The sequence below is a fragment of the Pseudoalteromonas sp. BSi20311 genome (assembly GCF_000239875.1).
Lineage (GTDB): Bacteria > Pseudomonadota > Gammaproteobacteria > Enterobacterales > Alteromonadaceae > Pseudoalteromonas.
Genome location: NZ_BADU01000037.1, coordinates 22,412 through 46,645 on the forward strand (window position 1 = coordinate 22,412; position 24,234 = coordinate 46,645).

A 24,234-nucleotide genomic window follows, 5' to 3' on the forward strand; every position below is an offset into this window, starting at 1 on the left:
AAAGCTCAATCCTCTTCGTGTAAAAGTAAGGAGAATACGTTGGAGAAAGTATCACATAACCAACAGCTTATCATTGAAGGCGCTGGGTGTGCTAGCTGTGTAGGCAAAATTGAAGGGGCATTAAATGCAACTCTTGGAGTCGTCAGTGCGGAAATGAATTTTGCTGATAGGACTGTAACAGTTTCTGGGACAGCTAAGACAGAAGAATTGGTCAAAGCTGTTGAGTCTGTGGGGTATAACGCGAAGCCAATTGATGATAGCTCAGCAACAGATGCGCTTGATGAGAAAGAGGCGGCGGATTTTGCATATTACAAAAAGCTAATGCGCGATACGTTTATTGCCCTTTCACTCGGCGTTCCTTTGATGATCTACAGCATTGTAGTTGGAGAAATGACGGTTGAAACAAACCTTGAACGAATTTCTTGGTTGGTTGTAGGCATTTTAACTTTTGGTGTTATGTATTTTTCAGGCAAGCATTTCTATGTAGGAGCATGGAAGAGCTTCAAAAATCATTCAGCCAATATGGACACCCTAATTGCTTTAGGAACAGGCACGGCTTGGTTGTATTCGATGGTTGTCGTGTTTGCACCTGACGCTGTTCCATTGATGGCACGGCATGTTTATTTTGAAGCTACCGCCATGATCATTGGCTTAATTGATTTAGGTTTAGCATTAGAAATCAAAGCCAGAGGTAAAACCTCTGAGGCCATTAAACGTCTTATCGGCTTGCAAGCCAAAACAGCAACCGTGGTTCGTGACAACAAAGAAGTTCAGATAGGTATTGAGCAGGTTTTATTTAACGATATTGTGAAGGTAAAACCGGGTGAAAAAATTCCCGTCGATGGCGTGGTATTGGAAGGACACACCTCTATTGATGAGTCCATGCTGACAGGCGAACCTATGCCTGCTGAAAAAGCTGAAGAAGATGAGGTTGTCGCAGGTACTTTGAACAAATCAGGCATGATTTTATTTAGAGCCACACGCGTTGGTAAAGACACGGCGCTTGCACAGATCATCAATATGGTGAAACGAGCACAAAATTCAAAACCGCCGATTGGCCGTTTGGCCGATGTTATTTCAGCTTTTTTCGTACCTGTCGTGATGATCACCTCTGTGTTAAGTGCGCTAGCATGGCTTAACTTTGGACCTGAGCCAGCCATTGCTTTTGCCATCGTTTCAGCAACTACTGTGCTTATTATTGCCTGCCCGTGTGCTTTAGGTTTGGCAACACCCATGTCTGTCATGGTGGGAGTAGGAAAAGCAGCAGAAGCCGGAGTGCTTATTCGCAACGGTGAGGCACTGCAAACCGCCTCTAAAATCACTGCCATGATTTTAGATAAAACGGGCACTATTACTGAAGGGGCACCTAAGGTAACCGATATTATTTTAGCAAAAGCTACTGACGAAAAAGACGTACTACAGCTTGCAGCAAGTTTAGAAAGCGGCTCAGAGCATCCTTTAGCGCAAGCGATTGTTGAAAGTGCGTTAGATCAGGATATTGAGTTACTAAAAATTGAAGCCTTTAACGCCATTACGGGTTTTGGTGTAGAAGCAAGCTGCAACAACAAAGCCCTGCTTTTCGGAAACGATAAACTAATGAAGTTAAAAGGCATAGACCTCACAGGCTTTGTTGAACAAGCACAGTCTTTAGCCAAAGAAGCCAAAACACCTATGTACTTTGCTGTAGATGGTGAACTTGCAGCAATCATTGCTGTTGCAGATCCTATCAAGTCAGACTCAATCTCTGCTATCAAACGGCTTCAGGCTAATGGTATACGCGTCATCATGTTAACGGGTGATAACAAGGAAACCGCTGCCGCCGTAGCTAAAAAAGTGGGTATTAGTGAGTTTCTTGCTGAAGTGCTGCCAGAAGATAAAGCCAACAAGGTGAAAGAGCTACAAGAAGGCGGCGAAATTGTTGGTATGACAGGAGATGGCATCAACGATGCTCCTGCGCTAGCGTTAGCCGATGTTGGCTTCGCCATAGGCACAGGGACTGATGTAGCTATCGAAAGTGCTGACATTACCCTAATGCGTGGTTCACTTCATGGCCTTGCTGATGCCATAGCGGTAAGCAAAGCTACTTTACGAAATATCAAACAAAACTTGTTTGGCGCGTTTGTCTATAACGTAGCCGGGATTCCTTTTGCTGCGGGGGTTCTATATCCCTTCTTTGGCATTCTGCTTAGCCCTGTAATTGCAGGTGCTGCAATGGCGTTTTCGTCATTGACTGTAGTGTCAAATGCAAATCGACTTCGCTTTTTTAAAGCAAAAGAGCATTAAGGAGAATCACAATGATGGTTATTAACTTATTAGGCTTAATGTTAATCGCGCTGATTGTTTGGTGGTTTTGGCTATATAAACCCAATAAAACAATCGTTCAAGGTAATGAAGTACTCATTGAAGTGAGGGATGGTGTGTATTCCCCATCCTCAATTCAGGTGTCTGCTAGCCAACCTGTCACTCTGAAGTTTATGCGCAAAGATCAATCCCCCTGCGCTGAAACAATGCTTATTCCTTCATTGGATATAAGCGAACAGCTTAAATTAAATGAAATTACTCAAATTACCCTATTGAACTTATCACCGGGAGAGCATGAGTTTCACTGTCAGATGCAAATGTATCGCGGTGTCTTAAAAGTCGTTTAGGAGGGCAATATGAAAAATCAACACCCTAATTTTTGGTCAACACCTACAGGCTGGGCTGCACTGGCACTTATTGCCGCAGTGACCTACTTCTTAGTGCTTGAGCATGGTCAACATATGCTGCAATTTCTTCCCTACTTGATTTTATTGCTATGCCCCTTGATGCACGTATTTATGCATGGCAGTCATGGTAAACATGGTCACGATCATTCACATGCGCCTGATGAAAAAAAGGAAGAGAGCTCTTAAGAACTCACGGATAAAAATGCAGCCTATCACGATGGCTACATACAAGGGTTAGAAAAGGCACGTAAGGAATCACATAAAAAGGAGAGCAGTGATGAATGAAACATATGATTATGGCTTATGGTCAATGGTGATACTGAACTCAGCAATTTTTATCTTTTTTGCCTTTAGTTTTGTCAAACCAAAAACATCAACTGATTGGAGAAGTCTAAGCGTGTTCTCTGCCTTTATTGTTGCCCTATTTACTGAAATGTATGGCTTTCCTTTAACTATCTATTTTCTGTCGGGGTGGCTGACGGAGACCTATCCAGAAGTAAATTTCTTTGCGCATGAGAATGGGCATTTATTACATACTTTCTTTGGATTTCAAGGTGATGCCCATTGGGACCCATTTCATATAGTGAGTATGGTGTTTATTGTTGCAGGTTTCTTTATGTTGTCTTCAGCATGGAATGTATTGCATCACGCGCAAAAACATCATCAATTGGCTACAACTGGATGGTATGCAAGGTGTCGCCACCCACAGTATGTAGCTTTCATTCTAATCATGTTCGGCTTTTTATTGCAGTGGCCGACAATCCCAACACTTGCGATGTTTCCGATCTTAGTCGTTGTTTACGTCAAGCTAGCGAAACGCGAAGAAGCACAAGCGATTGCTGAGTTTGGTTCGGAGTACCACAGGTATATGGAATCGACACCAAGTTGGATCCCAAATTTTAATAAAAGTGTAGAAGGTAAAAATCATGAAAACGTTAACTAAATCAATTTTATTTATTAGTTCACTACTGATAACCACTAGCTCATTTGCCCAAAACAATGAGCATAAACATGAAGGTGCGAACAAAGCTGATATGCATCAAGGCATGGCAATGTCGCATGAAAATATGGAAAAAATGCATAAAAAGATGATGGAAATGAAAAAAGAAGTTTTAGCAATTAAATCTGAACAAGATCCTGAAAAGCAAAAAAGAATGATGCATAAACATAGACGTTCAATGATGAAAATTATGCAGATCATGCATCGAGATATGGAAGACAAACCTATACATAAACAAATTGCAATGGCTGAACATCATCTGGAAATGATGGAAAACATGATGCCGCAGATGAACCGGAAAATGGAAGAAATTAAAGATAGCAATCAACAGCATTCACACAAACATTAGGAGAAAAATTATGAGCGATTTAAATCATAGAGTTGGCGTTAGAGAGCAGAATTTAGTTGTTCGAAATCTAAAGCTTAGCAATGTCACAGAAGAAAGCTGTGACGAGTTAGTAAAAGAAATAGATCAGCTTTTTGGTATAGATGAAGTTAGTTACAACATCAAAGAAGGTGAAATACACCTTGCCTATGATGCCGCAAACGTAAGCCTTGATGGGATTGAGGAGGTAATCCGTAAGTATGGCGCAGATGTTCATAATGATTGGTGGACACATACTAAAGAAAGTTACTATAAATTTGTTGATCAGAACATCAAAGATAACTCTGTTCATAAGCCTTGGAGTTGTCATCAAGCACCTTCGGGGGCTGGCCGGAAAAACAAATGAATTCATAAAAAAGTGTATAGATAATTAGTTAGTCAAATGAGGTAACAGTGATGAAAACACCCTATATAAAAGCTCTTTTATTGCTTACATTCGGTTTATATTTAGTGGGTTGTTCCAATACCACTTTTTATCATAAATACATGGTGAGAGGTCAGGTAGTAGAAAGTTCTGATAATCGAACTCTAATCTGTATTGGTGCTAAGCATGGCGCAGAGGTTGGGCAAAAATACAGTGTTATTAGATTCCATGAAAGAATAGTATTGAGTGAAGGTGAAGATCCCTACACTATCGAAAAGGTAGGAACGGTACAAATTACTAAAATTGTGAATGATCATTTCGCAACTGTAAAGCTAGTGTCTGGTGACATTGCAGCGAAAGATATGGTGGAACTTGAAAACTAATAAAGTGGTGGCGAAAGCCACCACAAGAGCACAACAATAAAACTTAATGAAAAAACTTTAGTGTTATTTTGTACAACCTTTGAGATTGCTTGCTCAGTTCTGGTTATCTTGATGCCAGTACGACAGAAAAAATGTTACATATGAATTAGAAAGGTATGGGCTGGCATCCTAGGTCTAATCTTAACAGTTAAGGGGCCGCCGAATAGAGCTATACCTTTACATCAGCAGCATAATCAATGCTCCCGCGATCATAAATAAGTTTTCAGATAGCGATACAAATCCAAGTGGCACACTGCTATCGCCGCCTACACAGGCACACTTTAACTGGCGTTTGTCGATGTAAACGGCTTTGAAAACTGAAATTGCTCCAACTGTGCCGATAAACAATGAAAATGGTGCCACTGCGAGAGGCTGTAGTTGGGCAACCATACCAATACCTGCATATGCTTCAATGAAGGGATAAATATAACCATATCTTATCCATCTCATCGCTAGTAAATCATAAGTAATAAACGAATTTGTGAAACTGTATAGGTCTTTCAGTTTTTGCACCGCTAAGAGCGTCATTGAAAAAGCTATAAATAGCATCAGTGTTCTGATGGAGATAAATGAGCCGGAAGCAAAATGTTGAGATGCGACAGCAAGAAGTGCAGCTATCGAGAAAATGGCTACAACGGGCGTGTAGGTTGTGCCAGTTTGACCTGCTTCATCTTTACCAAAATACTCTCTTAAGTCATCGTATCCTCCGACACGCTTTCCTTCAATAAAGGTTTGTGGCGTAGTTTTGACATCATGCTTAGCTTTGAAGTCATCAGCTTGTTGTCTTGACGTGAGCTTATGATCTTCTACATCATACCCTTGCCTCTCCAGCAAATCTTTCGACCTTAAACCATAGGGGCAGATATGTTCGTCAGTGACCATTCTGTACAGGGTAGCTGTCTTAGTCATCTTAGTCTCCTTTGTTCAGTGTGCCTTCAAACTTTGGGAGCGGTCGTTGCTCAGCCTGAGCTTGTGAGCTGACCTTTCCATTTTCAGAAATATCTTTAATCAGCCATTCCATTTCTTTTATTTCTTTTCGTTGGGCTTTAATAATACCATTTGCCAATTCACGCACGCGTACATCCTCCAAAGTTGAATGCTCACTAGTAAGAATAGCAATGGAGTGATGAGGAATCATCGCTTTCATGTAAGCAGTGTCAGAAATTGTGCTTTGAGAGCGAACAAGATAAAGACATATGGCAAACAGTATTGTCGCCAATAGAAAAATAGCCATGTTGAGCTTCTTGTTACTGTACATGCCAAGCATAAAGGCCAGCATGATCATTGCCATACCTGCTCCCATATACAACGCCATATAGATACGCGTTTCACTAAACCATATATGTGATACTGCGTAAGTGTTGAGATACATCATGACAAACATAGCAATGGTTGAGGTGATGATCATTGCAGCAAATCTTGAGTATTTCATAAGTAATCCTTACATTGATAGTGTAAATATTTCCCACTGTTAGCCTATTATTCTCTACATGTGGTCATGTTCTCGAAAAAGTGCAAGTAATGAGCCAGTATCAATAAGAGTATTTGTAATACGATTGACTCAATTTCAGCTTATATCTAAAGTTTAAGTTTTGAACTTATGATAGACACAGGCTAAATTGGCTTTAGTTAACAATCTAATGGGAGAACTCAAAGCACTACAAGCTGAGCTTCAACAAATGGCAAGCTCGTGTACAAGTGAAGCGTGTGAAATAATTAAGTCACTTTATAGTTAGAATTGTCATTCATTTTCTATCCGTAGTGTACGAATTTCTATTTTTTATTACGTTCATGTACGAAATTTATTTAATATACTTTCGTTCATTTAATTGTTAAGGTGTGCGAAAGTTACAGGTTTCGTATATATGAAAGTTGGTTTTGCAAGAGTTTCAACTAAAGAACAAGATTTAAATGTTCAACTGTCCAAGTTGGACGCTCAGGGCTGTGAAAAAATATTCCAAGGCAAACAGTCTGGTGCTTCGATTCGAAATGAAGAAAAGCTTTAGGAACTCATCGACTTTATCAGGGAAGGTGATGAAGTTATTGTTACTCGCCTCGACCGTTTGGGACGGTCGTTAAAATCTATTCTTGAGGCAATTGAAAGCATCCATAAGAAAGGTGCTTGTTTGAATATTATCGACGGCTCTCTCAATACCAAAAATGATAATCCGTTTGCCACTGCCATGATCAACCTATGTGGAGTATTTGTGACTGTGCATAATGATTGAGATTGATCTCATTTTAGACTGAAAGGTTTTAAAGGGATGCCGCCAATCTCTCTTTTTATGAAAGTATGATTTTTTAATCATAATATCTGAGACTCAATCAGTTATATTACGATAATTTGATGCTATTTGCTAACGGCAGCTCCTCCGACATTGCGGACATTAGCATCAATGAATACCTTATGACTTCACTTAGCCAAAAGCGGAAGTTAGCTTTTGAGTTATTAACGAAAATTCAGAGTGTAAAGCAGACGTTGAAGAGTCAATAATAAACTTCAATTTAAACACTCTAGTGCATTAACGGCTGCAACTAATTTTGTCGTTCTAGAATTGGCGGAATTTTGCTGTTCCATATGAGAAGTAAACACACCAGTCACCATTCAATAGTTTGGCAAAACCTTGTGTGACTCATACTTGTGATACCGCTGACATGAATTTGTCAGCATTTCTTCCGTTTTTATCTGTCCACATTTAGGACATGCAATAGTCGATTAATGTTCTATATTCTGCCCGTATGCCTCTAACAGAGTTAACTATCTAGTGACTTAATGATCCCGCATGCTTCAATAGTATTGTTCGAACCACAAGCACTAGCCATCTGTTGTAATTCAGCTTTAAGCGCCCTTAATTCTTTCATGCGTTTATTCACTAGTGCAAGTTGCTGATCAATTAATGCATTAACGCTAGAGCAGCTTTCTTCTGGCTTATTTTTTAATTCGATAAGACGTTTAATATCATTGAGTGATATATCTAGGCTGCGACAATGTTTTACGAACTCCAATTGTTTAAGTGCTTTACTATCATACAGCCTGAAATTACCTTCTGAACGGTTTGGATTTAACAGTAATCCTTCTCTTTCATAATATCTAATCGTTTGTATTGAACAGCCCGATTTTTTAGACAATTCGCCTATTTTCATCAATTTCCCCCAGACATTTGACTCTATAGTTACTATAGAGTCTATAGTATAAGTATGCAACGAAAAGGATATATAAAAAATGACTGAGAAATATTTAAACAATACGAATATCGTTAATTTTGAACACAAAGATATCCAATCCTTGATCGATCAACGTAGGTGGAAAAACTTGGATAACTTCAACAAAATTGGTGCCGCTTATCAGTTTGTAAAAGATGAGATTTTCTTTGGTTATAATGAAAGCGATGATATTGCAGCAAGCGATGTGCTAGCAGATGGTTATGGACAATGTAATACTAAGGGTAATCTGTTAATGGCACTATTGCGTGGACTAGGCATTCAATGCCGATTTCATGGGTTTACCATAGACCAGCAACTACAAAAAGGTGCTATCCCAAGCTATGTATTTTGGTTAGCACCTAAATACATCATTCATAGTTGGGTAGAAGTTTACTTTGAAGGGCGTTGGATAAACTTAGAGGGCTTTATATTGGATGAGCAATACTTAAGCTCTCTACAGGAGAAATTTGACCAAGTAAAAGATGATTTTTGTGGTTATGGTGTTGCAACAAAGTGCTTTTCATCACCAGATACAGATTGGCGTGGAGAAAATACCTATATTCAAAAAGAAGGTATTCATGATGACTTTGGGCTTTATGATTCCCCTGATGAGTTCTATCTCGAAAAAGGGACTAACTTGTCGGGGTTCAAACGCTGGATATATCAACGCTTGATACGTCACTTGATTAATATGAATGTATCAAAACTAAGAAATAGAAAAGTACTAGAGGTACAAAATGCACAACCATAATCATAGTCATCAACATGGTAAAGATGACCGTATTGGTTGGGCATTTTTCCTTAATGTGACATTCACTATTATCGAATTTATAGGTGGTTGGCTCACTAACAGTACGGCGATAATGGCAGATGCAGTTCATGATTTGGGTGATAGCCTGTCTATAGGGTTTGCTTGGTTATTGAGTCGTTTTTCAAATAAAGAAGCATCAGATAGGTTTAGTTATGGTTATCGTAGACTTACTCTCTTTGGCGCATTGATAAACAGTATTGTTTTAATCATTGGCTCAATTTGGATTTTATTTGAAGCAATTCCAAGGCTGTCCAATCCTGAAATGCCTGTAGTCGAGGGGATGTTAGGGCTAGCGATACTCGGCGTTGCCGTTAACGGATATGCTGTATTAAAATTAAAAGCGGGTGAAACATTAAATGAGAAAGTGCTGACATGGCACCTTCTTGAAGATGTACTTGGATGGGTTGCCGTTCTTATAGTCTCTATCGTACTGTTGTTCGCTGAACTGCCGATATTAGATCCCCTTTTATCAATAGGGTTCACGCTGTTCATCTTGTTTAATGTTTTCAAAAACCTGAAATCAACACTCGTTTTATTTCTTCAAGCTGCACCCGATAAAGAGACTCAAAAGCGTATTAAACTATCACTAATGGAATTTCCTGAAGTTAATGGTATCCACCACATGCACTTTTGGTCACTAGATGGTGAAAGTCACGTTTTAACAGCGCACCTTGAGCTGAGTGACAACTTTGACGTTAAAGAATTAATTAGGCTTAAACAAGAAGTTGCAGCTAAATTATCTTCCTATCATTTATCGCATACAACGATAGAGTTTGAGTTTTTAAATGAAAATTGTCGGGATGAAGCGCAGTAAGCTTTATCAATAAAATGTTGGGCATACAATATAAAAAGCAGCTTAATTAGGCATAACCTAGTAATTAAGCTGCTTTTTTGTTTTTAAATTTCGTCAGATTGCTGTTTACTACTCTCAGCGCCATGCGCCCATTGATATAAAATAGGCAATACAAACAAAGTTAAAATTGTAGAAGATACAATACCGCCGATAACAACTGTTGCTAGTGGTCGTTGCACTTCTGCACCAATTCCAGTGTTTAACGCCATTGGAATAAAACCTAAACTTGCGACCAGTGCCGTCATTAAAATAGGTCTTAAACGAATGATGGCACCTTCAATGATCGCTACGTAAAGGTCGCCTTTTTCATGCCAAAGATCTCGAATAAAAGCCAACATAACCAAGCCATTTAATACGGCAACACCTGACAATGCTATGAAGCCGACACCTGCCGAAATAGATAAAGGCATGTCTCTTAAATAAAGAGAAATTACGCCCCCAGTTAATGCTAACGGTACACCACTGAAAATGATCAATGCATCTTTTAATGAACCAAATGCAATAACCAAAATACCTAAGATAACAATTAGTGTGATCGGCACAACTAAGCTTAATCTTTTACTCGCTGACTCTAGCTGTTCAAAGGTTCCGCCATAATCAAGCCAGTATCCTGCTGGAATTTCTCCTTCCTGATTAATTTTAGCTTTCACTTCTTTGACAAAACCGCCTAAATCTCTACCACGAACATTGACGGTAACCACAACTCTTCTTTTACCTCTCTCACGGCTAATTTGAGCAGGTAAAGACTCAGATTTAAGCTCTGCAACTTCTTCAAGTGGCACATAGTTACCATTCTCAAGTGGAAGCGGCAGATGCTTCAAGCTATCGATATCCGTTCTTATTTGCTCCGGTAGACGAACAACTAACTCAAATCGTCTGTCTCCTTCATAAATGATCCCCGCAGATTCACCGCCAATTGCAGTAGCAACCCAGTCTTGCAGTTCGGTAACGCTCAAACCATACCTACCAAGCGCTTCTCGTTTAGGAATTACTGATAAAGATGGAACACCTGTGACCTGTTCCATTCGGGCATCAGCAGCACCGTCCACGGTTTTCACTATATTTAGAATATCTTTTGCGGTGAGTAATAACCGATCCAAATCATCACCAAATATTTTGATGCCGACATCAGCTCTAACGCCAGAAATCAATTCATTGAAACGCATTTGAATAGGCTGAGTGAATTCATAGTTGTTGCCCGGAATGTTTTTCAGTACCTCTTCCATTTCTTCAACTAATTCACTCTTTGGCTTTGAAGGTTCGGCCCAATCTTTACGTGGTTTTAAAATAACAAAGATATCAGCAATACTCGGTGGCATTGGGTCAGTTGCTACTTCTGGTGTGCCGATGCGCGAGAATACTTTATCAACTTCAGGAAACGCTTTAATACGTTGCTCAAGTACTTCTTGCATTTCTACTGATTGCTCTAGGCCAGTCGATGGAATTCTTAATGCCTGTAGTGCAATATCACCTTCATTTAATTGAGGAACAAATTCTGTCCCAAGCGTAGTTGCTAACCAAAGGCTATACCCCATTAACAGCGTTGAGAATGAAACAATAATCCAACGAAATTTCATCGCCATTTTTAACAATGGTTCATAAATAGACTTGGTTGAACGAATAACTACACTTTCTTTTTCGCTGATTTTACCTTTCATAAACACAGCTACAGCAGCAGGAACTATTGTAACTGAAAGGATCATTGCGGAAATTAACGCCATAACGACAGTTGCCGCCATAGGGTGGAACATTTTCCCTTCAACGCCAGTTAGCGTGAAAATGGGGATGTAAACAACAGTGATAATTGCCACACCAAACAAGCTTGGACGTATCACTTCTGAAGTGGCTTCAAAAACGGTATTTAGGCGTTCTCTTAAGTCTTGCCTATGACCGTTGTGTTGGGCCTGTGCTAACCTACGGACAGAGTTTTCAACGATGATTACAGCCCCGTCCACTATCAAGCCAAAGTCCAATGCGCCGAGACTCATTAAATTGGCAGATACTCCTGCTTGCACCATACCTGTGATTGTCATTAACATGGAAATAGGGATAACAGCAGCGGTAATGAGAGCTGCACGTAAATTTCCAAGTAGAATAAATAACACAACAATAACTAAAAGCGCACCTTCAACGAGGTTTTTGGTAACGGTTGCAATCGCTTTATCTACTAACGTTGTTCTGTCGTAAACAGGCTCTGCGGTAATGCCCTTTGGCAGAGATTTTTGTATTTCGCTGAGCTTATGTTCCACTTCTAAAGCAACGGTGCGAGAATTCTCACCAATCAGCATCATGGTTGTACCAAGCACCGTCTCAATGCCATTACGAGTAGCAGCCCCTGTTCTAAGTTCTTTGCCTATAGCAACATTGGCAACATCACTTATTTTTACAGGAATACCATCGTTCTTTTTGATGATGACATTGAGGATCTCATCTATTGTCGCTAGTTGCCCAATGGAGCGTACTAAAACTTGCTGTCCGTTTTGTTCGATATAACCTGCGCCACGGTTGTCATTGTTTTTACGTAATGCATCAGATATTTCTTCAAAGGTTACCTGATGAAAAAGTAATTTTTCGGGTTTAGGCGTTATGTGATATTGCTTGTTGTAGCCGCCGATACTGTTGACCTCAATGACGCCTTTAACTTGAGCCAATTGCGGTTTAATGATCCAGTCTTGTATTTCTCTTAAGGCAATAGCGGTATAAGGCTCTCCATTAGGCATTTTAGCGTCAGGAGAAGCTTGTACGGTATACATAAATATTTCGCCAAGCCCTGTCGAAATAGGACCCATTTCTGGCTCTAAGCCAGAGGGAATAACGCCTTTTATCGCAGCTAATCTTGCATTGATTAAGTTGCGAGCAAAATAAATATCGGTTCCCTCTTCAAAGATAACGGTTACTTGAGATAATCCATATCTTGACAGGGAGCGGGTGTGAGACAGCTTTGGCAATCCGGCTAAGGCGGTTTCTACAGGAAAGGTCACCCTTTGTTCCGCTTCCAAAGGTGAATAACCGGGGGCAGAAGTGTTTATTTGTACCTGCACGTTTGTTATATCTGGAACAGCATCAATGGGAAGTTTTTGATAACTCCACATGCCAACGCCGATGATTACCATCAGCAGACTTAATACTAAATAGCGTCTATTTATTGCAAGACGCAAAATTGATTCAATCATATTGCGTCTCCTAATCGTCGTCTTCTACTTCAGATTTCAAAATATCCGCTTTTATCAGATAACTGTTTTTGTTTACATATTCAGCGTCTTTACTGAGGCCATCAATGACCTCGATATAGTTTTTGTCTGAACGTCCGAGCACAAGTGGCGCAAACTCGTACTCTTCATCTTCTTTTACAAAGACACCAAATTGTCCTCCCAGTTCTTGTATCGCAACTTTCTCGACGGCTAAATCCACCTCAAATCGGTTTATCTTTACGCTGCCCATTAATAATTGGCCTGAGGTTAGGTTTAGCTCAGTGTTATTTAAACGTACACGTGCTAAAACATAAGACTGATCTTTAGCTGGAATTATATTGGTGATGGTTGAGTTGAATGCCTGTTCACCATGCTCAATATCAACAGGTTGACCGACTTTGATTTGATTATATTGGCTGGTAAACACCTTAAATTCAGCCCACAAGGTGTCAAAATTGACGATTTCAAACAAGCTAGTGTTTTGCGTGATACCGCCAATATTTCCATTTCGCTGTAAAACAGTCCCAGAAACAGGGGATGTTATTTTATAGGTATTTAAGCTTTCATTAGATTCAATAACGGCTAATAGATCTCCTTTTTTTACCTTATCACCAACAGTGGAGTTAATTGTCTTTATAACGCCGTTATATCTAGCGCCAACTTGAAATAATTGTTCAGCGCCTATCGTCGTAGCGCCGTATACAGGGATAGTTTGGTTCAACGTTTTTGAAGCTAAATAGGCTGTTTCAACACCAAGCCTTTTTGCCATGTTATTGTTTATTTTGCTAATGCCTTCTTCGCCTTCATGTTCATCTTCACTAGCGATAACACTTTGAATGGGTGATAGATACCCAATAAAAATCAATAGTGCGAGTAAATAGTTTTTCATTTTGAATTCCTAAACGATTCAGTTAATAACTGAATCAATAAATTGTTATTAAACTTAAAGTGATGTTTATTTAGAGTGACAGCGCTTCGTTTGTTAGTTTTTCTATCTCTGCGCCATAAATTAGGGCAGCAGATGCCGCATCAATGAGGGTTCGCCGAGCATTTAACAGCTCTTGTCTAGCCGATACATAATCAAGATATCCATATCGACCTTTTTGATAGGCGTCTTGAGTATCTTCCAGTGCATCTTCAAGCATTGGGATAACCGACTGCTTTAATGAATTAGCTGTTAATATGGCTTGTTTTCTATTGGAGTATGCTCGTAGTAAGTGATTTCTAAACCTCAACTTAGTCGCCTCTTTCTCTATGGCAACTTGGTCACGCTCTGCTAGCGCACTAGCGATTGCACCAGAATTTCGCTTTTCAGCAAACAAAGGTAAGCTAAAGCCAGCGACCAGTGCCGTATCATTGGCTTCTTGAGAGCGCCTAACACCAACAGACCATTTGATATTGGCCGTTGACTCTGTTTTAGCCAACTGTAATTCGGCCTCTTTTAGTCGCTGCTCACTTGCATAAACTTGAATAGCAGGGTTTTTCTCTAATTTCGCAAAGAGACTACTAAAATCACTATCATTGCCAAACTGAAACAGATCTCCAGTTACTCTAGAGAATGACACTGATGTTTCTCCCCAGTAAGCTGATAAAGAAAGCTTTAGATATTCCAAGCGCTTTTGTTCAGATTGAAGGGTGAGGTTAGCCTGAGCAATAACTGCTTTTGAACGTTTCACTTCAGCCTCAGGAGTAGCACCTGCGCGGTTACGCTGAGATACAATCTCTAACGTTTCTTGTGCTAAGCTCAATGCATTATCTGCCAATATCACTCTTTGTTGGGCTGCAAGTACTTCCACGTACTTCTCAGTGACTTGAGCCATTAAATTAAGCGCAGAGACTTCTTTCTCAGCATTGAGTAGTGCTCTTGATTTTGAAACAAGTCCAATCCGCGCTGAGCGTTTATCTCCCATTTCGATAACCGAAGATAGAGCGACTGTTAATTCAGCACTGTCGAATGCATTAAATTCACCTGAGCCTGCAAAGTTCTCAGCTTCAACTTCTAGTTCATAAGCGGGATTTAAACTTGCTGTTTGTTCTTGTCCTGTTAATGCGGTTTGTTTGAAATCAAATATTTTGAGTTCAGGATTTTGTTTAAGCGTCCACTGAATTGCCTCTTGAAGATTTAACTGCTTTTCAAAGGCATAAACATTAAATGTAAAAAGTGACAACGCGAGAAACGCGATATATTTAAGCTGAGGTGTTACACACCTCAAAATTGCTATCTTGCGATGCTCACAGGTATTAAGTGCCATGTATACTTTCCTATAAATTTATATGTGATATTTAGGTCATTAACATTTGACCTTTCTTAATTTTCTATAAAATTTAGGCGTATTTAGGTGGGCGGAATGGCACCGACATATAGCCTTTTAGCTCAGGAGAAACTAAGGCGTAGGTAAGGAAATATTCTATTTTTTGTAAAATATTACAAGAATAATCTGCATTTAAAAATAAGTGACAACAGCAACAAAAATTACAATTATCAATTAAAGTTTGGCTATTACTCACCTCAAATAAATTGGAGGTTTCTGGAGATTCTAGCGGGGTAATAGACTCAGTTAGTGATGTATTAAAAGAACTTTCAATTAAGTTTACTTCAAGCTCTTCTAGCGAAAAAAACACAGATTGCACCGCGATTAAAATCATTATCACGTATGATATATATGGTTTAAAATATGACGGACGCATTAGGTTCATTGTTATCTAGTTCGCTTCAATCAGTCTGATAGTTCCCAAAGTCGTTGGGACTATGTTTAAATCTGAAACATGAGTAAACCCTGATTCAACCTCTAAAGAAGGAAGGACTCCATCTACATTATCTTTTGTAGTTTCAAAACCATCTAATAACTGAACGACAAAGAACAATATCCGTTGAAATATTGAAGTCGGCTTTCCCCAGTCAGCAATTAATAAAATGCCACCCGGTTTAAGTACCCGACGAATTTCAGTTAATGTCGCACGCTTAGTTGAACGGCTTAAGTGATGAAAAAACAAACTTGAAACTACGATATCAAAGGAATTATCACTAAAAGGCATTTCTTGTCCAAAGCCCTGTCTAAAAGAAATATTAAGATCCTTGCCTATAACTTTTTTCTGTGAAATATCTAAAGCGGTTTGGTCTGCATCTAAGCCTATTACGGTATATTTAGGTGATTTTTCAGCTATTAATTTTGTTAGCGTTCCGGTTCCACATCCAACATCAAGTAGGTTGTTTCCTTTGACGTTGGCAACTTTATCTACAATCAGTTTTTTAAAAAATGCTTCTCTCGTGGTGATAGCAACGAGGCTGTCATAAAAATTAGTTAACCAATGAAATCGTAATGGCGGAATGTAGGCATTGTTTTTCATAACTTCATTTCCCTTTAGCCGTTTGAAGCAGACTTAAACTAGCTATAAAGATGCTATTAATGGTTTTAAAATTTAAATAAATAGCCATGATGAATTTGTTTAATACTTTAGCTGTAAGATACGGCGAGCACCGTTTAAAACTACAACAGCAATAATCAAACCAATCACTAAATCTGGATAACGGCTGCTTGTTACTGTAACTAAAAAGCCAGCTAAGATTACCCCAACATTTGCAATAACGTCATTTGCGGAAAAAATCCAGCTTGCTTTCATATGAGCGCCGTCTTCTTTATTACCAAATATTAAAAATAGACAAGCAATGTTAGCGATTAGTGCTATTCCACCAAATATCATCATTAAAGAAGAGATCGGTTCACTACCGTAAACAAAGCGTCTTACGACTTCGCTCAAAGCACTTAGCGCTAGAATAACTTGAAGCACACCAGATATATGTGCCGCTCTAAGTTTCATGCTGATACTTTTACCTACCGAATAAATAGCCAAACCATACACAGCAGCATCAGCAAACATATCTAATGAGTCTGCAATTAGGCCAGCAGACTGTGCAATCAACCCAGCAATTACTTCTATAAAAAACATGACTCCATTAATGGCTAACAACCATTTTAGGGTTGATGCTTCTTTCATCTCATTTTTTTGGGCTAGATCTTTTGCTTTTGCAGCTTCGGTGCTGCAACTTTCTTTAGTTGATGCCAACTCTGCACCGAGATTGAGTTGTTGTAATTTTTTTGTTATCTCATCTAAATTTTCATCATGAAAAACCTTGACTAAACGGCTAGGAATATCAAATTGCAACCCAACTGAAGGCTCAATTGAGTCAAGTGCTAACCTAATCAATCTCTCTTCTGAAGGACAGTCCATTTGAGGTACTTTAAATGTACTGACAAACGCGCCACTATAGTTATCTAATTGTGTATCAATTTTTACATCTTCATTGGTAGAAGATGATTGACACTGACCACTACATTTTTCTGACATATTTAACATTCCGTAATAATATTAAAATAAGTATAAAATCTATAGTGGCTATAGAGTCAAATAAAAATTATTCAATATGAAAAGTTTGGGAAGTAACTCAAATAGCTATTCCAAGAAAATAATTGTTGGGGGGTAGTGACAGCAAACACTGCTAACATTATTTGGACTGCCCGTTTTATACCGATGTTTATCAAAGATAAAAAATAGAAGAGCTATCTAGATAGAATAAATTAACCGATGATCCTAATTCCACATTAAAGTCGCGTTGGTGTGTTACTAATTGTACAGAGGATCTAAAACAAGATTTAAATTTAAAAGTAAGAGCAACGACTATATTGTTGGAACACTTGTCATGAGATACGCTAAGCCTAATGTCCGGTTTCGTATCAAAGTGAATTTTAGCTGAAGTAATTTTGTACCATCGTTTACGACTGCTTCAGGCTCAAATCTGACGAAGATTTCCTAGTACTCACCCAATCTGGCTTGATGAGAAATAATCTCAAACATTATGCGTAGCCACATATTCGCTCAACTTGAGCGGGATCTTATAAAAGCCAGAACCACAGAAGGTCGTGAAGAGGCTAAAGCTAAAGGCAAACACATGGGCAGATTGCCTGCTTTATCAGACAAACAAGCGAAAGAATTATATAAAGATAAATTAAATGGTGAATCGATCTCTGCATTAGCGAAGAAATATTCTGTTAGCCGCCCCACGGTTCACCGAACTATTGAAAGAATGGAACAAAAGAAATAATAAATAAAAGGAGACGTTATGTGGTCTGATAAAGAATCAAAAATTGATTTCTTAAATTTTAATGAAACGGCTGAGTCAATAAAAGATCTTATAACAGAAAAGGAGTTAATGCCTATTAGTATAGGCGTTTTTGGTGATTGGGGCGCTGGAAAATCGACGATTCTTGAACTTACTAAGGCTTCTCTGGAAAGTGATGAACAAGAATATATCCAAGTACATTTCGATGCATGGACTTTCCAAGGGTATGATGACGCTAAAGCGGCGTTACTAGAAACAATTGCATCTACTTTAGTTAAAAAAGCAGCAGACGATAAAAATCTCAGTGCAAAAGCAAAAGAGTTTGCTGGACGAATAGATAAGATCAGACTGATGGGATTGCTAATGGATGGTGGTGCAGCATTAGCTGGTATACCAACTATGGGTGGTATACAGAAGATCATGGGACTATTCAGTGGTGGTGACGATGGTGAACTGGATGTTGATGATGTAAAAGGTGCTGTCGATGGCGCTAAGGATGTCGCGAAGAAAAACAAAGGTTTGATCAAAGATAATAAATCATTTTCACCTCCTAAAGAAATTAAAGAATTCCGAAAAGCATATTCTGATCTGTTAAAGGAGTTTGATAAGCCACTTATTGTCTATGTCGATAATTTAGATCGCTGCTCTCCATTTAATGCTATTTCGACCCTTGAGGCGATCAGGTTATTTCTATTTTTACCCAATACTGCATTTGTTATTGCCGCCGATGAGGACATGATCCGCTTGGCAGTGCCTGAGTATCACAAAGGTGCATCTCAACGACATCAAACTGATTATTTAGACAAGCTTATTCAAATTCCTGTGCATGTACCAAGACCCGGCGTTCTGGAGATAAGGGCATATTTAATGATGCTTACTGCTCAAGATCACGGCGTTACCGATGCGCAATTAGAAACGATAAGATGTGCCCTTGAAGAGTCATTAAGGCTGTCGTGGAAACAACCACAAATTACCGTTGACGAGCTACTTCAAGATCACGAGATTGAAAAGCATTCCGAACTCAGAAGTAAATTTGTGGTTGCTGAACAGTTAGCTCCACTATTAGCTGAATCCACAAACATTAACGGCAACCCTCGCATAGTTAAGCGATTACTCAATCAGGTTAAGATGAGAAAGAAAACCGCTCATCGCAGAGGAATGCAGCTTGATGAAAAAACTATCACTAAGCTGGTAATTTTTGAGAGGTGCTTAGGCACTCAGGCTACCAACAAGCTTTATGAATTAATTGATAAGGAAAACGGATATCCAAAAGTATTAGCGGATCTTGAAAATTCAGAAGTCGAATTTGACGAAATTAATTTACCTGAAGAGTGGAAACTCGACCTAGCTTTTATTGATAAATGGTCGAAATTACCTCCCATGTTCACTGAAATGGATTTGACACCAGCGGCATATCTGAGCAGAGAAAGCATTCCAATGGGGGCTGTTAATTCGGTAATGTCTGGAGCCGCTCAAAAACTCGTAGAAGAATTAATGAAGCAAAAGGTAAGGGTCAGTGGCGTTAACTCTACTGCGATTACCACAACTCCGAAGGAAGAATACATGTCAGTCATGGATGGTTTGATTGAAAACTTTAAGTTGATTGGTGATTGGACCGAAAGACCAACAGGCATTTATGGGGCTGTGTTACTTGCCAAGCAGGATGATAAATGTAGCTTAAGTCTTCTTACATTTTTAAAAAGCTTGCCCCGCCAAAGATGGCTTAATCCAATTTTAAAAGAACTAGAGGGAACTAAGTAATATGGGTACGTCCGCATCGTCAACAGGACCAAATAATAAGAGTCCACTTATTCCATCTTGGGCAGAGCAAGGAGATCCTGTCACAATAGAACCTGCATCAGGTACTGATGGGGATGAGCAAGCTGGCTCTGATAATAATCAAGCTGATGATCAGAATGACAATAGCAATGATATTGACAATGACAAGGTTCAACAAGAAATCGGTGGTTCACCTACAGCAACACCGCCTCCAAATAGGTTTGCCAGTGCCAGAAGAGCATTTGGTAAATATGCGCAAACAGGTGGCTCAACCTCAGATCTAAGGCGTTCATTAAAAAGTTACTCTAGAAAAGGCTCTGGCGGAGGTAAAAGCACAAGCAGGAGACTATCAAGCGGCATAACTGCTGGTTCTGGATTGCTTGGTGTCATGCGTGGCGACACCGTAACGGTTAATAATCAAAGCTTATCATTAGGTGATCTAACTGGGCTATCGACTGATCAAGCAATCGACAAAATTGCTAGCCATTTAGCGCCTGATAATGCCGATTCGGATGCTGTAAGAGTTGCGTTGGATTACGCACTAGAAGAAGCACTCCCCGATACAGAAGAATTTGACCCAAACAGTTTTACTGACGAAGTTATCCAAGAAGCCATAGGCTGTTATTTAACAGACCTTATTTTTCAGGATGTGGTTGAAGGCATGGGCAGAGCTTGGTTTCATGTTGAGCCAGCAAGCAAGCATCATCAAATGGAAGTTGAATTAAGGGAACTAATAAAAGTGATTACACAAGAGCAGTTAGACAAAGTAACTAATGGCAACCCCAGTACTATTAGCAAAGAAAATATTACTAAAATTCAAGCCGATGCTATTGCTATGACGGTTGATGAATGGGAGAGCTTTAATGACTAATTTTTACTTTAACCATGACCCTGCTAACTTGCCTGACTTTTCTGATGATTGTCATCCTGTCCAAATGTTTCATACGCATCAAAATGACATCACTAAGCACAGCTTGGTGTCAAAACAACTACTACAAACAGTTCGTGATTTAGGATTGAATGTAGATGCTGATTCAATAGATCTGATAACAATTGCTACCGCCGTTACCGCTGCTGATACATTTGAATTAAGGGATAATGCAGAAAATGCATGGGCTAGAAAAATGCATTTGCATGTTCCTGTAACTGATGAGGATATGTGGAATTTTGTAGAACCTGAACTGAGTTCTTTGCTCAACTTTCTTACAGGCGATCAATGGCTGTTTACTTTTGAAAAAACAACTATGCCGATGCCGACTCCTAAAACAAGTGAGCAAGCGAAAGCAAAAGCAAAATCATTAATTGGACTCAACTCTGTTTGCCTTTTTTCTGGTGGTCTTGATAGCGCAGTTGGTGCAATTGATATTTTGAACGGAGAATCAGATTTAAAGCCTCTCTTGGTTAGTCACGCTTATCGTGGTGATGGCGCTAAGCAAGAAGACATTAAGCAATTATTATCCCCGCCATTCGGCGAATTGTCCTATTCAATGTCTCCCCATATTATTAAGCACTTAGAAGGTAAAACTGACATTAGTATGAGGGGAAGAAGCTTTAACTTCCTAGCTATGGCGGTACTTGGTATATCAGCCTTAAGAAATGCTAATTGCGATAGCAGTATTGAAACTATTGTCGTCCCAGAGAATGGCTATATTTCTATAAATCCGCCGCTTACCAGAAGACGGATTGGTAGCCATAGCACTAGAACTACTCATCCTAATTTTCTAAGCAGGCTTGAATCTTTGCTTAGAGACACTGGGTTTCATGTCAAATTTGTAAACCCCTATCAATTCAAAACTAAAGGTGAAATGTTAGCGGAATGTGTTGATCAAGACGCAATTAGAAAAGCAGTTCCCCTAAGTGTTTCATGCAGTCATTGGCACAGAGAACATAAACAGTGTGGGCATTGTGTACCTTGCCTTATTCGAAGAGCGTCAGTTTTTCATGCTGGTTTTACACAAGATGCGCCATACAAGACAAAGCGGTTGAGAGATCTTATCAAAGAAAAAGATACTCGCGATGATCTCCAAGCGGTTCAAACTGCCATTATTAGATTGAAACAATCCGATAACTATCGTTCTTGGCTTCGAAGTTCAGGGCCAATACCACAAGAAAAAGATATACGAGAAAAATTAGAATCAACTATTAAGCGAGGATTGGCAGAGGTTGAATTATTTCTCCAAGCGGATAAATCGTCATGATGGATCTTCATTGCCACGTTGATTTATATCCAGATCATCAAGAGGTATTGAACGACATAAAAAGCAGTAATTATTACGTGCTATCAGTAACTACGGTGCCTTCAGCTTTTGAAGGTACTGTCCAGTTAACAAGTGGCATAAAACACTGTAAGACGGCCTTGGGGCTTCACCCTCAACTTGCTCATCTAAGAAAAAATGAATTAGCACTATTCGATAAGCTAGTTGATAGAACTAGATATATTGGAGAAATTGGACTGGATGGCTCAAAAGGTTACGCTGATTACTTTGATGATCAATTAGAGGTTTTCACGCATATTCTAAAAAAATGTGAAGGCTTTGATGACAAAATACTAACTATCCATAGTCTTAACGCGACTGGTGAAGTTCTTGAACAACTTAAGTTACATCCCAATGCTGGTACTTCTATTCTTCATTGGTTTTTAGGTACTAAGAAGCAAGTTCTAGAAGCCGTCGAGCTAGGCTGTTTCTTCTCTATTGGGCCAGCCATGCTAACTTCAGCCAGAGCTAAAAAAGTAATATCGTGGATACCTCAAGATAGAGTTCTACTCGAAACTGATGGACCTTTCGCCAAAGTGGCGGGGAATATTCTGTTTCCTTCAAGTGTTGGCACTGTTACTGAATATCTGGCTGAAATTTGGTGTAAAAATAAGGCTTTGATAATAGAAAAATTGTCAGTAAATCTTAGGTGTTTAACATCAGTCAAGTAACTAATTATACGTCACGTAATCTTATAACAATTTTATTCAGGTTTAATCGGTTTGTTTGAAGTATTTGTATTAGCTATAGCACTCAGTATGGACGCGTTTGCAGTATCCATAGGCTTAGGTTCTAAAAAAGTAGTAAATGCTGAAAAGCTCTTTATTAAAGCCGCTGCTTATTTTGGTTTTTTCCAAGGCTTTATGCCTCTTTTAGGCTATTACAGCGGTAAAGGTTTATCATCTTGGATTGAAGATTATGCACCTTGGATAGCTTTTATTTTGCTAGTATTTATCGGTGGCAAAATGATTTATGAGTCCCAATCTGAAGGAATTGAAGAAGATATTGCTAATGTTACTCATCGTGTGCTATTTGTTCTTGCTATTGCCACCAGTATTGATGCAATGGCGGCAGGTTATGCAATCACATTGCTTGAGGTAGATATAGCCGTAGCTTGCTTGATAATAGGCGTCACGACGTTTGCCTTTAGCTGGATTGGTGTGAATATCGGCGAAAGAAGTGGCGTATGGCTGGAATCTAAAGCTGAACTATTTGGTGGTTTAGTGTTAATCGCAATCGCATTTAAGATATTACTTGGTTGACACAGAACCACCGAATACTAGGCTACTTACCTGAGCAACATGCATTGCCTTCTTGAATAGGAGGACACTTAACTGTTCCATAAGAGCAATAAACGCAACAATCACCTTTTAACGGTTTAAGTAGTGCTTTACAGCTTTCGCATTCGTAATACCATTGGCAAGCGTTTGTAGGCATGGTTTCAACTTTGCTAAATCCACATTCAGGGCAAGTGATTTTAGATTCTAGTTCTATACCTTGCATACTGGTTCCTTAATGGGCTTAACAATATCTAAAATAGACATTACGACCATCCAAATGATCCCAAAGTAAAATAAGTAAGTGCTCCAGTCGTATTGCCATAAAGGATAAAGGGTCAGCAATACTGCAATTGGGCCAATGACACTTAAAACGCCTCTCAATGAATCTCGATGTTGATACCAATTATAGAAATTAACTAACAACGCTAGTGAAGCAAATAATGGCAATAAGGTGTTCACCGCTATCCCTTCAAAATGTGAAAGAAAACCTAACCCAAGAGCAGATGCCAATGAGCCGAGTGCAGGAAAACATGCTGTGCAGCTAAGGGCGGCTAGCCAAACGCCACCAGAACCTACTTTATCTAGAATTTTATTGATCATAACTATCTACCTCAATTTTTAAGGTAGTATAAACTCCGTACATAAGTACGGGGTCAATAGCTATTTAAGTGAATTTATTACCGGGCAGGATTGAGGGTCTTGATTGGCCTTGCAAGAATCTGTCATATCTTGAATTACTTTCTCTAATCGCTGTAAATCAGCAATTTTATTACGAATGAGATTAAGTTTTTGCAACCCCATCGACTCAATATCAGCGCAACTGTCACTTAGTGACATAAGCGATTCAATTTCTTTCAGCGTAT

At 39.2% G+C, this 24,234-nt stretch carries 26 protein-coding genes and 2 pseudogenes; 16 read left to right on the forward strand and 12 right to left on the reverse strand.

Annotated features, from left to right (window positions below; genetic code table 11):
* Window positions 1-39 precede the first annotated feature (39 nt).
* The 7 genes and pseudogenes from P20311_RS03360 (at window position 40) to P20311_RS03390 (ending at window position 4,840) form a co-directional block, all read left to right on the forward strand.
* Window positions 40-2,283 (forward strand): heavy metal translocating P-type ATPase, encoded by a 2,244-nt coding sequence (locus tag P20311_RS03360; RefSeq protein ID WP_008109658.1) that lies wholly within the window; start codon window positions 40-42, stop codon window positions 2,281-2,283.
* 11 nt (window positions 2,284-2,294) lie between these two features.
* Window positions 2,295-2,648 (forward strand): cupredoxin domain-containing protein, encoded by a 354-nt coding sequence (locus P20311_RS03365; protein WP_004589267.1) that lies wholly within the window; start codon window positions 2,295-2,297, stop codon window positions 2,646-2,648.
* Between the two features lie 9 nt (window positions 2,649-2,657).
* Window positions 2,658-2,993, forward strand: a pseudogene (locus P20311_RS03370) (DUF2933 domain-containing protein).
* The gene (locus tag P20311_RS03375) at window positions 2,986-3,651 is read left to right on the forward strand and encodes an isoprenylcysteine carboxylmethyltransferase family protein (protein ID WP_008109662.1); all 666 of its coding nucleotides are present in this window, start codon (window positions 2,986-2,988) and stop codon (window positions 3,649-3,651) included. The pseudogene P20311_RS03370 and the gene P20311_RS03375 overlap by 8 nt, the downstream one beginning before the upstream one ends.
* On the forward strand, window positions 3,635-4,057 hold the full coding sequence (locus P20311_RS03380) for a hypothetical protein (protein WP_008109664.1): 423 nt from the start codon (window positions 3,635-3,637) through the stop codon (window positions 4,055-4,057). Before P20311_RS03375 ends, P20311_RS03380 begins: the two co-directional genes overlap by 17 nt.
* Before the next feature lie 10 nt (window positions 4,058-4,067).
* On the forward strand, window positions 4,068-4,439 hold the full coding sequence (locus P20311_RS03385) for a hypothetical protein (RefSeq protein ID WP_008109666.1): 372 nt from the start codon (window positions 4,068-4,070) through the stop codon (window positions 4,437-4,439).
* 50 nt (window positions 4,440-4,489) lie between these two features.
* Entirely contained in the window at window positions 4,490-4,840 is a 351-nt protein-coding gene (locus tag P20311_RS03390) for a hypothetical protein (protein ID WP_024602002.1), read from the forward strand.
* Window positions 4,841-5,056: 216 nt separating this feature from the next.
* On the opposite strand, the gene P20311_RS03395 is transcribed toward P20311_RS03390, so the two are convergent.
* Both P20311_RS03395 and P20311_RS03400 read right to left on the reverse strand, forming a co-directional pair.
* Window positions 5,057-5,788: a MauE/DoxX family redox-associated membrane protein gene (locus P20311_RS03395; protein WP_008109669.1), complete on the reverse strand. Its 732-nt coding sequence runs from the start codon at window positions 5,786-5,788 to the stop codon at window positions 5,057-5,059.
* 1 nt (window position 5,789) lies between these two features.
* Window positions 5,790-6,311, reverse strand: a complete 522-nt coding sequence (locus tag P20311_RS03400) for a DUF305 domain-containing protein (RefSeq protein ID WP_008109672.1) — start codon at window positions 6,309-6,311, stop codon at window positions 5,790-5,792.
* A gap of 433 nt (window positions 6,312-6,744) precedes the next feature.
* Here P20311_RS03400 and P20311_RS19240 point away from each other — a divergent pair.
* A pseudogene (locus P20311_RS19240) lies at window positions 6,745-7,107 on the forward strand (recombinase family protein).
* A 526-nt stretch (window positions 7,108-7,633) separates the two neighbouring features.
* Here the strand turns inward: P20311_RS19240 and cadR are convergent.
* Window positions 7,634-8,023, reverse strand: coding sequence for a Cd(II)/Pb(II)-responsive transcriptional regulator (gene cadR, locus P20311_RS03410; protein WP_008109677.1), 390 nt, complete (start codon window positions 8,021-8,023; stop codon window positions 7,634-7,636).
* A 79-nt stretch (window positions 8,024-8,102) separates the two neighbouring features.
* Between cadR and P20311_RS03415 the strand changes: the two genes are divergently transcribed.
* Window positions 8,103-8,834 (forward strand): transglutaminase family protein, encoded by a 732-nt coding sequence (locus P20311_RS03415; RefSeq protein WP_005245162.1) that lies wholly within the window; start codon window positions 8,103-8,105, stop codon window positions 8,832-8,834.
* Window positions 8,821-9,708 carry a cation diffusion facilitator family transporter gene (locus tag P20311_RS03420; protein WP_008109680.1) on the forward strand — a complete coding sequence of 296 codons (888 nt, stop codon included), beginning with the start codon at window positions 8,821-8,823 and terminating at the stop codon, window positions 9,706-9,708. Before P20311_RS03415 ends, P20311_RS03420 begins: the two co-directional genes overlap by 14 nt.
* 83 nt (window positions 9,709-9,791) lie before the next feature.
* Here the strand turns inward: P20311_RS03420 and P20311_RS03425 are convergent, their stop codons facing one another.
* The 6 genes from P20311_RS03425 to P20311_RS03450 all read right to left on the reverse strand — a co-directional run bounded on the left by P20311_RS03425 (window position 9,792) and on the right by P20311_RS03450 (window position 17,285).
* Window positions 9,792-12,920 carry an efflux RND transporter permease subunit gene (locus P20311_RS03425; protein ID WP_008109682.1) on the reverse strand — a complete coding sequence of 1,043 codons (3,129 nt, stop codon included), beginning with the start codon at window positions 12,918-12,920 and terminating at the stop codon, window positions 9,792-9,794.
* A 10-nt stretch (window positions 12,921-12,930) separates the two neighbouring features.
* Entirely contained in the window at window positions 12,931-13,827 is an 897-nt protein-coding gene (locus P20311_RS03430) for an efflux RND transporter periplasmic adaptor subunit (RefSeq protein ID WP_008109684.1), read from the reverse strand.
* Window positions 13,828-13,897: 70 nt separating this feature from the next.
* Window positions 13,898-15,190, reverse strand: a complete 1,293-nt coding sequence (locus P20311_RS03435) for a TolC family protein (protein WP_008109686.1) — start codon at window positions 15,188-15,190, stop codon at window positions 13,898-13,900.
* Between the two features lie 73 nt (window positions 15,191-15,263).
* A complete protein-coding gene (locus tag P20311_RS03440) occupies window positions 15,264-15,560 on the reverse strand; it encodes a hypothetical protein (RefSeq protein WP_223230508.1) in 297 nt (98 codons plus the stop codon).
* Window positions 15,561-15,641: 81 nt separating this feature from the next.
* A complete protein-coding gene (locus tag P20311_RS03445; protein WP_008109690.1) occupies window positions 15,642-16,286 on the reverse strand; it encodes a class I SAM-dependent methyltransferase in 645 nt (214 codons plus the stop codon).
* A 99-nt stretch (window positions 16,287-16,385) separates the two neighbouring features.
* On the reverse strand, window positions 16,386-17,285 hold the full coding sequence (locus tag P20311_RS03450; RefSeq protein WP_008109692.1) for a cation transporter: 900 nt from the start codon (window positions 17,283-17,285) through the stop codon (window positions 16,386-16,388).
* Between the two features lie 508 nt (window positions 17,286-17,793).
* On the opposite strand from P20311_RS03450, the gene P20311_RS19245 reads away from it, so the two are divergent.
* From P20311_RS19245 to P20311_RS03480, 6 genes are read left to right on the forward strand one after another with little or no spacing between them, the layout of a single operon-like run.
* Window positions 17,794-18,039, forward strand: a complete 246-nt coding sequence (locus P20311_RS19245) for a helix-turn-helix domain-containing protein (RefSeq protein ID WP_033103103.1) — start codon at window positions 17,794-17,796, stop codon at window positions 18,037-18,039.
* 18 nt (window positions 18,040-18,057) lie between these two features.
* Entirely contained in the window at window positions 18,058-19,818 is a 1,761-nt protein-coding gene (locus P20311_RS03460) for a P-loop NTPase fold protein (protein ID WP_024596196.1), read from the forward strand.
* A gap of 1 nt (window position 19,819) precedes the next feature.
* Window positions 19,820-20,707 carry a hypothetical protein gene (locus P20311_RS03465; RefSeq protein WP_008109702.1) on the forward strand — a complete coding sequence of 296 codons (888 nt, stop codon included), beginning with the start codon at window positions 19,820-19,822 and terminating at the stop codon, window positions 20,705-20,707.
* Window positions 20,700-22,034: a Qat anti-phage system QueC-like protein QatC gene (qatC, locus tag P20311_RS03470; RefSeq protein ID WP_008109704.1), complete on the forward strand. Its 1,335-nt coding sequence runs from the start codon at window positions 20,700-20,702 to the stop codon at window positions 22,032-22,034. Before P20311_RS03465 ends, qatC begins: the two co-directional genes overlap by 8 nt.
* The gene (gene qatD / locus P20311_RS03475) at window positions 22,031-22,762 is read left to right on the forward strand and encodes a Qat anti-phage system TatD family nuclease QatD (RefSeq protein ID WP_008109706.1); all 732 of its coding nucleotides are present in this window, start codon (window positions 22,031-22,033) and stop codon (window positions 22,760-22,762) included. Before qatC ends, qatD begins: the two co-directional genes overlap by 4 nt.
* Window positions 22,763-22,813: 51 nt before the next feature.
* Window positions 22,814-23,353 (forward strand): manganese efflux pump MntP family protein, encoded by a 540-nt coding sequence (locus P20311_RS03480; RefSeq protein WP_008109708.1) that lies wholly within the window; start codon window positions 22,814-22,816, stop codon window positions 23,351-23,353.
* A gap of 22 nt (window positions 23,354-23,375) precedes the next feature.
* Here the strand turns inward: P20311_RS03480 and P20311_RS03485 are convergent, their stop codons facing one another.
* The 3 genes from P20311_RS03485 to P20311_RS03495 all read right to left on the reverse strand — a co-directional run.
* Window positions 23,376-23,594, reverse strand: a complete 219-nt coding sequence (locus P20311_RS03485; RefSeq protein ID WP_008109710.1) for a GDCCVxC domain-containing (seleno)protein — start codon at window positions 23,592-23,594, stop codon at window positions 23,376-23,378.
* Complete coding sequence (gene merC, locus P20311_RS03490; RefSeq protein WP_008109712.1) at window positions 23,582-23,971, reverse strand: organomercurial transporter MerC; 390 nt, start codon at window positions 23,969-23,971, stop codon at window positions 23,582-23,584. Before merC ends, P20311_RS03485 begins: the two co-directional genes overlap by 13 nt.
* Window positions 23,972-24,031: 60 nt before the next feature.
* Window positions 24,032-24,234: MerR family DNA-binding protein (locus P20311_RS03495; protein WP_036984771.1), on the reverse strand; the 203-nt coding region annotated here is incomplete at its 5' end.

What these genes read in the sequence shown, in the direction of transcription:
- P20311_RS03415 (WP_005245162.1), top strand. Translation starts at nt 8,103, where the DNA reads ATGACTGAGAAATATTTAAACAATACGAATATCGTTAATTTTGAACAC.
- P20311_RS03450 (WP_008109692.1), bottom strand. Translation starts at nt 17,285, where the DNA reads ATGTCAGAAAAATGTAGTGGTCAGTGTCAATCATCTTCTACCAATGAA.
- P20311_RS03390 (WP_024602002.1), top strand. Translation starts at nt 4,490, where the DNA reads ATGAAAACACCCTATATAAAAGCTCTTTTATTGCTTACATTCGGTTTA.
- merC (WP_008109712.1), bottom strand. Translation starts at nt 23,971, where the DNA reads ATGATCAATAAAATTCTAGATAAAGTAGGTTCTGGTGGCGTTTGGCTA.
- P20311_RS03375 (WP_008109662.1), top strand. Translation starts at nt 2,986, where the DNA reads ATGAATGAAACATATGATTATGGCTTATGGTCAATGGTGATACTGAAC.
- P20311_RS03430 (WP_008109684.1), bottom strand. Translation starts at nt 13,827, where the DNA reads ATGAAAAACTATTTACTCGCACTATTGATTTTTATTGGGTATCTATCA.
- P20311_RS03425 (WP_008109682.1), bottom strand. Translation starts at nt 12,920, where the DNA reads ATGATTGAATCAATTTTGCGTCTTGCAATAAATAGACGCTATTTAGTA.
- P20311_RS03365 (WP_004589267.1), top strand. Translation starts at nt 2,295, where the DNA reads ATGATGGTTATTAACTTATTAGGCTTAATGTTAATCGCGCTGATTGTT.
- P20311_RS19245 (WP_033103103.1), top strand. Translation starts at nt 17,794, where the DNA reads ATGCGTAGCCACATATTCGCTCAACTTGAGCGGGATCTTATAAAAGCC.
- P20311_RS03435 (WP_008109686.1), bottom strand. Translation starts at nt 15,190, where the DNA reads ATGGCACTTAATACCTGTGAGCATCGCAAGATAGCAATTTTGAGGTGT.
- qatC (WP_008109704.1), top strand. Translation starts at nt 20,700, where the DNA reads ATGACTAATTTTTACTTTAACCATGACCCTGCTAACTTGCCTGACTTT.
- P20311_RS03385 (WP_008109666.1), top strand. Translation starts at nt 4,068, where the DNA reads ATGAGCGATTTAAATCATAGAGTTGGCGTTAGAGAGCAGAATTTAGTT.
- P20311_RS03420 (WP_008109680.1), top strand. Translation starts at nt 8,821, where the DNA reads ATGCACAACCATAATCATAGTCATCAACATGGTAAAGATGACCGTATT.
- P20311_RS03400 (WP_008109672.1), bottom strand. Translation starts at nt 6,311, where the DNA reads ATGAAATACTCAAGATTTGCTGCAATGATCATCACCTCAACCATTGCT.
- P20311_RS03380 (WP_008109664.1), top strand. Translation starts at nt 3,635, where the DNA reads ATGAAAACGTTAACTAAATCAATTTTATTTATTAGTTCACTACTGATA.
- qatD (WP_008109706.1), top strand. Translation starts at nt 22,031, where the DNA reads ATGATGGATCTTCATTGCCACGTTGATTTATATCCAGATCATCAAGAG.
- P20311_RS03460 (WP_024596196.1), top strand. Translation starts at nt 18,058, where the DNA reads ATGTGGTCTGATAAAGAATCAAAAATTGATTTCTTAAATTTTAATGAA.
- P20311_RS03395 (WP_008109669.1), bottom strand. Translation starts at nt 5,788, where the DNA reads ATGACTAAGACAGCTACCCTGTACAGAATGGTCACTGACGAACATATC.
- P20311_RS03445 (WP_008109690.1), bottom strand. Translation starts at nt 16,286, where the DNA reads ATGAAAAACAATGCCTACATTCCGCCATTACGATTTCATTGGTTAACT.
- cadR (WP_008109677.1), bottom strand. Translation starts at nt 8,023, where the DNA reads ATGAAAATAGGCGAATTGTCTAAAAAATCGGGCTGTTCAATACAAACG.
- P20311_RS03485 (WP_008109710.1), bottom strand. Translation starts at nt 23,594, where the DNA reads ATGCAAGGTATAGAACTAGAATCTAAAATCACTTGCCCTGAATGTGGA.
- P20311_RS03465 (WP_008109702.1), top strand. Translation starts at nt 19,820, where the DNA reads ATGGGTACGTCCGCATCGTCAACAGGACCAAATAATAAGAGTCCACTT.